Genomic DNA, 9039 nt, shown 5'->3' on the forward strand with positions numbered 1-9039 from the left:
CCGTCCTTCGTTAGTACTTGCGTCTACTTGGCAGCTACCGTGCGGGCACCGGTCTTGGTGGCCACGGGGGCACCTCCGCGACGCTCCAAGGCAGCCTTGACCAAACCTGCGAACAGCGGGTGAGGGCGCGTGGGGCGCGAGCTGAGCTCCGGGTGCGCCTGCGTGGCCACGTAGTACGGGTGGACCTCGCGGGGAAGTTCCACATACTCCACCAGCTTGCCGTCAGGCGACGTACCGGAGAACACCAGGCCTTCTGCTGCGATCTGGTCGCGGTACTTGTTGTTGACCTCGTAGCGGTGACGGTGGCGTTCGCTGACCGTGGTGGTGCCGTACGTCTCGGCGATGACCGAGCCCTCGTCCAGCTTGGCTTCGTACAGGCCCAGGCGCATGGTGCCGCCGAGGTCTCCCTTGCCTTCCACGATGTCCAACTGCTCTTCCATGGTGGCGATGACCGGGTACTTGGAGTCGGGCTCGAACTCGCTGGAGGAGGCACCTTCGAGGCCAACCACGTTGCGGGCGTACTCGATCACCATGCACTGCAGGCCGAGGCACAAGCCAAGGACCGGGAGCTTGGATTCACGAGCGAACTTCAAGGCGCCGAGCTTGCCTTCGAGGCCGCGGATACCAAAGCCACCCGGCACGCAGATGGCGTCCACACCGGCCAAGGCCTTGGTAGCCCCGGCGTGGGTTTCGCACTCGTCGGAGGGGACCCAGCGGATCTTGACCTTGGCTTCGTTGGCAAAACCGCCGGCACGAAGGGCCTCGGTGACCGAGAGGTACGCGTCCGGGAGGTCGATGTACTTGCCCACCAGGGCAACCTCGACCTCGTGCTTGGGGTTGTGCACTGCTTCGAGCAGTTTGTCCCACTTGCTCCAGTCAACGTCCTTGAACGGCAGGTCCAGTGCGCGGACGATGTAGGAGTCCAGGCCCTGTGAGTGCAGGGTCTTGGGGATGTCGTAGATGCTGGGGGCGTCAGCTGCGTTGACTACGGCGTCGATGTCGACGTCGCACATACGGCCGATTTTCTCGCGCATGGCGTCGGGCACTTCGCGGTCGGAGCGGATCACGATCGCTTCAGGCTGGATGCCGATGGAGCGAAGGGCTGCCACGGAGTGCTGCGTCGGCTTGGTCTTCAGTTCCTGGGACGGTCCGATGTACGGAACCAGGGACACGTGCAGGAAGAAGACGTTGTTGCGGCCAACATCCTGACGGACCTGGCGGGCCGACTCAAGGAACGGCTGCGATTCGATGTCGCCCACGGTGCCACCGATTTCGGTGATGATGACGTCCGGAGCGTTCTTGCCCTCGGCAGGCAGGCGCATGCGGCGCTTGATTTCATCGGTGATGTGGGGAATGACCTGGACGGTGTCTCCGAGGTATTCGCCGCGGCGTTCCTTGGCGATGACGGTGGAGTAGATCTGGCCCGTTGTGACGTTGGCCGAACCTTCGAGGTTTTCATCGAGGAAGCGCTCGTAGTGTCCGATGTCGAGATCGGTTTCGGCGCCGTCGTCCGTGACGAATACTTCGCCGTGCTGGAAGGGGTTCATCGTGCCCGGATCCACATTCAAGTAGGGATCGAGCTTCTGCATAGTTACAGACAAACCGCGTGCCCGCAGCAGGTGACCGAGGCTGGAAGCCGTCAGACCCTTACCGAGCGAGGACGCCACACCACCGGTGACGAAGATGTGTTTGGTCGTCTTGGACGAGCCCGGGAACCGGGAATTTACACGGGAATTTGATCGCTGCACCACGGAATTCGAGCTTATCATCAATTACGCCTTCCACGCGTCTGTTCGGATTCCCCAAATGGTCAATAGTTGCTCACCACCGCATTCCAAGCAAGAGCCGGGCGGGATTAAGTGTGCCGATGTGATGGTGCTCGCATTCCGGCCAACAGCACTATGCGCGCTGCGGCAGGAGCTTCGCGTCGTCCAGCAACTCCTGGGCGTGGGCCTGCGCCGATTCGGAATCCTCTTGCCCTGCCAGCATGCGGGCCAACTCCTTGACGCGCTCGTCGTCGCTCAGTAACTGTACGTCGCTGGAGGTGAACCCGGTGGTTGTCTTACCGTCAGCACCGCGCACGGAAGTTTTTGTCACTCGGATGTGTTGATCGGCGAAGGCAGCAACCTGCGGCAAGTGAGTTACCACCAGCACCTGGACGTGCCGGGCAAGCATGGCCAGCCTCCGGCCGATTTCGACGGCGGCCCGGCCACCCACGCCCGCGTCCACCTCATCGAACACGAACGTCGGCACAGGATCCACCGCGGCGAGAACCACCTCGATGGCCAACATCACCCGGGACAGTTCACCGCCCGAGGCTCCCTTGCCCAGAGGCCGGGCCGGAGCCCCGGAGTGCGGCTGGAGAAGGAAAGCGATCTCGTCGGTGCCCCAAGGGCCCAACGATCCATTCCCATCGACCTCAATGACCAGCGTGGCGTCAGCCATGGCCAGCGCCTTGAGCTCAGCACTGACTCTGGCTGAGAGATCCTTGGCAGCTTTGAGGCGGGCCTTGGAGATAGCCGCGGCCTGCTTCCGAAGAGTCGCTTCCGTCGAAGCCACCTCAGCATCCAGGGATTCGATGCGGCTGGAATCATCCTGAAGCTCGTCCAGCCGGGTCCTTGCGGTCGCCGCCCACTCCAGCACTTCGTCAATGCTGGGGGCGTATTTGCGGATCAACTTGGCAAGGGCGGCCCGGCGCTCCTCGATTTCGGAGAGCCGCTCCGGACCTTCGGTATCCAGGGCGGCCTGATAGCTGGACAGCTCTGTTGCAATGTCGTTGAGGAGGAACCCGACCTCCGCGAGCCGGGCAGCGGCGGAACGCAGCTCTTCGTCGTGATCGGCAACGTGCTCCAGTGTCCTCTTGGCAGCATCCACCATGGTGGTTGCGTCGCCGGCGTCCCCGAATTCCTCGGCGATGAGGGACTCATGGGCTGCAGCTGCGGCCAATCGGAGTTCTTCGACGTTGGCGAGCTTCACCGCCTCGGCCTTGAGTGTTTCGTCCTCCCCCGGCTGGGGATCCACCTCGTCGATTTCCTTCAGGGCCGCATCCAGGGACTCAGCTTCCCGCAGCCGCTCCCGGGCTTCGCTGCGCAGCGTTTCAAGTTCGGACTGGATGTTCTTCCAGTGGTTGTACAGCTCCTGGTACTCCCCCAGCGTCTTGGCAAGGGGCGCACCGGCGAACCGATCCAGGGCATGCCGCTGCGCAGTGGCGCTCTTGAGCCGGATCTGGTCCGACTGCCCGTGGACCACCACCAGGCTCTCTCCCAACTCAGCCAGGACCCCCACAGGCGCGGCGCGCCCGCCAACGTAGGCACGACTGCGCCCATCGGCACCCACGGTACGGGCCAGCAGGAGCTCAGCAACGCCGTCGAACTCTTCAGCCTCACCGCCTGCCTCCTTGGCGCGCTCAACAGCGCTGTGCGCCGGATCGAGCTTCAAGACCGCTTCAGCGGACGCCGACTTGGCTCCACTACGGACGGCACCTGCATCTGATCGGGCACCAAGAAGGAGCCCGACGGCGGTCACCACCATGGTCTTGCCCGCACCGGTTTCGCCGGTGACAACGCTCAGGCCAGGGCCCAGCGGCAGGGCGGCATCGGTGATGACGCCAAGGTCACGGATTCGGAGTTCTTCAAGCATGGTTCACTTCGCATTCGTGGGGTCGGAAGGGTCACCGTCCCGGGGACCTTCTACATCCCGAGGACTGGGCAACGGAGCCGGTGACAGGGTCCGGATGACCGGAAGCGGGCCCGTGTGGACTTCCCCGCTCCGGGGAGCCGGTCCACGCCAACCGTGGATGGGGAGTTCAAACTTGCGGACGAGTCGCGCAGAAAAGGGTGTCTTGTGGGTGCGCGCCAACCGCACCGGCGTGGCTGAACGGGTCACTTCAACACGTGCCCCGGGCGGCAGGTCCACGGAACGCCGGCCATCGCACCAAAGGACACCTATGGCTTCGGTCCGGTTCATGATTTCGACGGCCAGCTTGGACCTCGGCGATACCACCAGCGGCTTGGCGAACAGGGCATGGGCACTGATCGGAACAATCACCAGCGCTTCCACCTCCGGCCACACCACAGGCCCTCCCGAGGAGAACGCGTATGCGGTGGAACCCGTGGGAGTTGCGAGGACCACGCCATCACAGCCGAAGGAGGTCAACGGACGCTCGTCCACCTCCGTGACCACTTCCAGCATGCGCTCACGGTTGGCCTTCTCAATGGCAGCCTCGTTCAACGCCCACGTGTGCCAAATCTTCTGTCCTTTGACCCACACCTGGACATCGATGGTCATGCGTTCTTCCACCGTGTACTGGCGACTCGCGATCCATTCCACTGTTTGTGCCAGGTCGGCACGCTCGCTTTCAGCCAGGAAGCCCACGTGCCCCAGGTTCACTCCCAACAACGGGACGTCCACCTCACGCACGAGTTCCGCGGCCCGCAGGATGGTTCCGTCCCCACCCAGGACCATCACCAACTCCACGTCCTCCAGGTTGACGTGGTCGTTGAGGATCTCGATGGGTGTATCCAACGCACCGAAGAACCGTTCAATATCGGCAAGTTCGGACTTCTGCAGCACAGGAACCAAGCCGGAGGAATGCAGTTGCGTACAGGCATCCCACGCTGCGCGGAGCGATTCTTCCCGCCCTGTGTGGGCAAGGACAAGTACACGCCTGCTCATCGGGTTCTGCTTTCTAGTGGTTTGGCCAGAATTTCTTGATCAATGCAGCAACGTCCCCGTCCCGCTCTTCGATCTTAGGCAACACCGCGGACATCCCGCGCTTCATCCACAGGAAGTATTCAACATTTCCGTCCTGGCCCGGCAGCGGACTGGCCGCGAGGTCCATCAGGACGAGCCCTGCATCCACCGCCGCCCGGGCAACCTGGGCGACGGCCCGGCGTCGCTCATCGTCCGATGACACCACGCCGGTTCGGCTCAGCCGTTCCTTGCCCACCTCGAATTGCGGCTTGACCATCAGGACCATGTCCCCGCCGGGTTCAGTGCAGTAAGCCAGCGGCGCCACCACAAGGGTCAACGATATGAAGGACAGGTCCGCAACCGTCAGGTTTGCGAGCCCACCGATCTGCTCCGGGGCCATGTATCTGACGTTCATACCCTCATGGACGTCCACGCGCGGGTCATCCCGCAGGTGTGGCACCAACTGGCCGTGTCCTACGTCCACCGCCACCACACTTGCCGCCCCCTGCCGCAGCAGGACATCGGTAAAGCCACCTGTGGAGGCGCCGGCGTCGAGACACCGCTCTCCGGCGACCACGACGGCGGGAAACGCCTCCAGCGCGCCTGCCAGCTTATGCCCGGCGCGGCTGACGTAGATGTCCTCAAGATGGGCCTCTACGTCCAAGTCCGTAGCCGAGTCCACCTGGAGTGCGGCTTTGGCGAGGACAGTCCCCGCGGAGCTGACTTTGCCATCGCTGATGAGCTTTGCTGCATGGGTGCGTGACCTCGCCAACCCACGGGTGACGAGTTCCTGGTCGAGTCGTGCCATACGCTAGCTGTCGCCTTCCGGGCGGGGAGTACTTTGTGGCGCGGCAGGGAGACCGGGTTCAGCGTCCAGGGCCTCCAGCAAGGAGTCATGGATGGCTGCGTACAGGTCTCCGTGTTCTGCCACGGAGGTCGCAGGCACGTTGTCCAGGACATCGAGGGCCCTGTCCACCAGCGGGTCCCCCGTGGAGCTGGCTGCATCGGGCCACTGGACCTCCGGACGCGCCGGCCCCAAATTTTCCGGCACGAGGCCGTCTTGGCCCGCGAGGCTTTCCGGGGCTTCTGGCGCCTCCGGGGCTTCTGGCGCTTCCGGGGCTTCTGGCGCGGATGCCGGTAGATTAATGGGCTCGGTCATCGCACCAGTCTAGTGAGTTCGCCATTCCACCTGCGGCGCCTGGGCAACGGCGATGTCGGGGTGCCTGGCCCACCATGCCGCACAAGCCGCCCGCCAAGCGTCAAGGTCGCCCTCATCACCGGTGACCGTGACGGTCCCATCCCCGGCGACTGCCGATGCTGCACCGCAACGGAAAGTGCCGTCGTCGCTGGTGACCTCAGGATAGGGCGCGTAAAGGCCCTCCAAGTCGGCCAAAAGATACGTGGGGCGCTCGTCGGTCCGCGCCGCAAGGATGGTGTAGGTGGTGTCCACACCGGTGAGGACGGCCGCCGTCGCAAATCCCGCGCGATTCCCGCCCAGGATGTCCGTGTCCAGACGGTCGCCCACAACCAGCGGACGATCGGCGTTCAACCGTTTTGCTGCGGCGTGGAAAAGCGGCGCTTCAGGTTTACCCGCCACCAAAGGAGTCTTTCCCGTGGCAGCCGCCACGGCCGCAACCAGCGTTCCATTCCCAGGTGCCATGCCGCGGGCCTGCGGGATGGACATGTCCGTGTTGGTGGCAAACCACATGGCTCCACCGGCCACTACATAGGACGCCTCAGCGAGATCCTTCCAACCGATCTCAGGGTTGAATCCCTGGACGACCGCAACCGGCGATTCAGCTGCACTGTGTACCGGCTTAAGTCCCACCAATTCGATTTCATGGGCCAGGGCCGCACTGCCGGTGATGAGCACATGCGCCCCCGCAGGCAGCATGGAAGCCAGAAGCTCCCCTGCTGCCTGGGAGGAACTGACCACTTGATGGTCCTCTGCCGGCGCACCGAGCTCACGCAGGTGCGCAGCGACCTGGGCCGGGGTGCGTGAGGCGTTATTGGTGACGTAACCAAGCCCCACGCCGACGGTTTCGAGACGCTGCAACGACTCCACAGCCCCCGGGATGGCGTGAGGTCCTGCGTAGACCACACCATCCAGATCGGAGAGGACGGCATCAAAGAAGGAGATGAGTGAATCAGCCATGCTGGGAGTCGGTGCCTTGGTTTGCGGCGTCTTCTTCCTTGGCTTCTGCTTCTTCTTCCTCAGCGTCGTCTTCTGCGGAGTCGATGTCCGACTCCGCGTCGTTCGACTCGAAGTAGTCAGATTCGGCGTCATCAAGTTCAACGTCATCGTGATCAACGTCAGCCGCTGCGGCTTCCGCAATAACCGATTCGGTCTCAGGCTTCACGACGTCGGATTCCGGAGCCGACTTGACAAAGCGCGGCTTGCTCGCGGCTGCTTCTTCCTGCTCATCCCACCCGAGGTCAAGGATCTCCGGCTCAGCGAAGTCGCCGACGCCCAAAGCATTCTCAGCCACCAAAGCCTGGCGGGCCCACTTGTCCGCTTCCTCCGTGCGACCCACAGCGCTGAGTGCTTCAGCGTAGGCACGGAACAGCCGCGGGCTGTAAGAGAAGGCCCTGTTGATGTCCAACTGGGGGATCTCCAGCTCAGTGACAGCAGCATCAAACTGCTTGAGATCCGCACGGGCACCGGCAGCCACCATCGCGAGCTCCACCTTGCCCGGAGCATCCAGGTCCTGGGCTTCTGGAGAGCGAACCATATCCAGCGCACGGTCCGGACGTCCGAGGCCTCGCTCGCAGTCAGCCATCACAGGCAGGTGCACGTTGGATCCACTGATGCGGCGGTACGTACGGAATTCACGCAACGCCTCCCCGTAGTGGCCCGCGGCATAAGCGGTCAGGCCCACGGCTTCACGAACAACAGAAAGGCGTCCGCCACGACGGCTTGCAGCCAACGCGTGTTGGAAAGCCAACTCGGGCTCAATGTCGATCAGGCGGCCAGCCATGACCAAGTGCTTGGCGACCCAGCCCGCGCTCTGCTCCTCGAGCGTCTTGATCTGGTGACCCGTGGCGCGGTCGAGCTCCTTGCCGGTGACATCCTCATCGATCTCGGGAGACCGCTCACGGTCAGGACGGTTTGAGCTGCGGATGTCCTTGGCGTTGGGTACCCTGGCCGGGCGCTCTTCCCAGGAGTTACCGCGGTCATTGCGGTCGCCGAAGGGCTTACGGTCACCGCGGTCGTTGTTGAACGGGCGGCGGTCATCGCTGTCGCGRCGGGGGCCGTCGAAGTTCCGCGGTCCACGCTCGGGACGGTCGCCGAAGGGCTTACGGTCACCGCGGTCGTTGTTGAACGGACGACGCTCACCATCACGGGCCGGACGGTCACTGCGATCGCCGAAGGGCTTACGGTCACCACGGTCGTTGTTGAACGGACGACGGTCACCATCACGGGCCGGACGGTCACTGCGATCGCCGAAGGGCTTACGGTCACCACGGTCGTTGTTGAACGGGCGGCGGTCATCGCTGTCGCGACGGGGGCCGTCGAAGTTCCGCGGTCCACGCTCGGGACGGTCGCCGAAGGGCTTACGGTCRCCRCGGTCGTTGTTGAACGGACGACGGTCACCATCACGGGCCGGACGGTCACTGCGATCACCGAAGGGCTTACGGTCACCACGGTCGTTGTTGAACGGACGACGCTCACCATCACGGGCCGGACGGTCACTGCGATCACCGAAGGGCTTACGGTCACCACGGTCGTTGTTGAACGGACGACGCTCACCATCACGGGCCGGACGGTCACTGCCGTCTCGGTTCTCCCTGGAACGGAACCCACGAGGGTCCCCGCCTGAGTTGTTGTTGGGGCGGTACGAACCGCGGTCGTCGCGGTTACCGCCGAAGTTTCCGCGATTACCGCCGCGATTGCCGCCGTTGTGCTCAGCCATGGTGGATTCCTCCTGTTGCGAGCCGACCACTGGCGCGTGCGTAGTCGCTCATAACCCTTATTTCGTTGTCACGCCGCCGGCAGCACTCAGCTACCGACTCGTATGTCTTATGCAATTCTATTCGACGTCACCACGACCACCGAACGCCTGGACCCGAATAGTGGCCTCCCGTGGCAAGTCTCACAGCCGCTCCAACAGCCTGCTTGAAGGCGTGGCAAAGATGCTAATTTGCTCGGTTGTTGGTGTTGCGCGATGACTCAGCCGGCCGTGGTGGACCCGAGTTCTTGTGTTGTGGTGGTTAAAGGGGAAGAGCCCCGACCTGTGGTCGGGGCTCTTGCCTAATGTGTGTCCGGCGGTGTCCTACTCTCCCACACCCTCCCGGGTGCAGTACCATCGGCGCTGTGGGTCTTAGCTTCCGGGTTCGGAATGGGAC

General features: G+C 63.6%; 7 protein-coding genes and 1 rRNA gene. All 8 read right to left on the reverse strand.

The features are described 5' to 3' along the window. Positions 1–23: 23 nt before the first annotated feature. Positions 24–1769 (reverse strand): CTP synthase, encoded by a 1746-nt coding sequence (locus AB4Y77_RS19760; protein ID WP_442015070.1) that lies wholly within the window; start codon positions 1767–1769, stop codon positions 24–26. 130 nt (positions 1770–1899) lie between these two features. Then, positions 1900–3639 (reverse strand): DNA repair protein RecN, encoded by a 1740-nt coding sequence (gene recN, locus AB4Y77_RS19765; RefSeq protein WP_311214376.1) that lies wholly within the window; start codon positions 3637–3639, stop codon positions 1900–1902. A gap of 3 nt (positions 3640–3642) precedes the next feature. After that, on the reverse strand, positions 3643–4674 hold the full coding sequence (locus AB4Y77_RS19770; RefSeq protein WP_311214375.1) for an NAD kinase: 1032 nt from the start codon (positions 4672–4674) through the stop codon (positions 3643–3645). Positions 4675–4687: 13 nt separating this feature from the next. Then, positions 4688–5500 (reverse strand): TlyA family RNA methyltransferase, encoded by an 813-nt coding sequence (locus AB4Y77_RS19775; RefSeq protein ID WP_442015071.1) that lies wholly within the window; start codon positions 5498–5500, stop codon positions 4688–4690. 3 nt (positions 5501–5503) lie between these two features. Further along, positions 5504–5851: a hypothetical protein gene (locus AB4Y77_RS19780; protein WP_442015072.1), complete on the reverse strand. Its 348-nt coding sequence runs from the start codon at positions 5849–5851 to the stop codon at positions 5504–5506. A 9-nt stretch (positions 5852–5860) separates the two neighbouring features. Then, positions 5861–6847, reverse strand: coding sequence for an HAD-IIA family hydrolase (locus AB4Y77_RS19785; RefSeq protein ID WP_311214372.1), 987 nt, complete (start codon positions 6845–6847; stop codon positions 5861–5863). Next, positions 6840–8606 carry a hypothetical protein gene (locus AB4Y77_RS19790; protein WP_442015073.1) on the reverse strand — a complete coding sequence of 589 codons (1767 nt, stop codon included), beginning with the start codon at positions 8604–8606 and terminating at the stop codon, positions 6840–6842. Before AB4Y77_RS19790 ends, AB4Y77_RS19785 begins: the two co-directional genes overlap by 8 nt. Before the next feature lie 347 nt (positions 8607–8953). Then, a 5S ribosomal RNA gene (gene rrf / locus AB4Y77_RS19795) occupies positions 8954–9039 on the reverse strand; the annotation flags it as partial.

Source organism: Paenarthrobacter sp. YAF11_1 (genome assembly GCF_052113445.1).
Classification (GTDB): domain Bacteria; phylum Actinomycetota; class Actinomycetes; order Actinomycetales; family Micrococcaceae; genus Arthrobacter.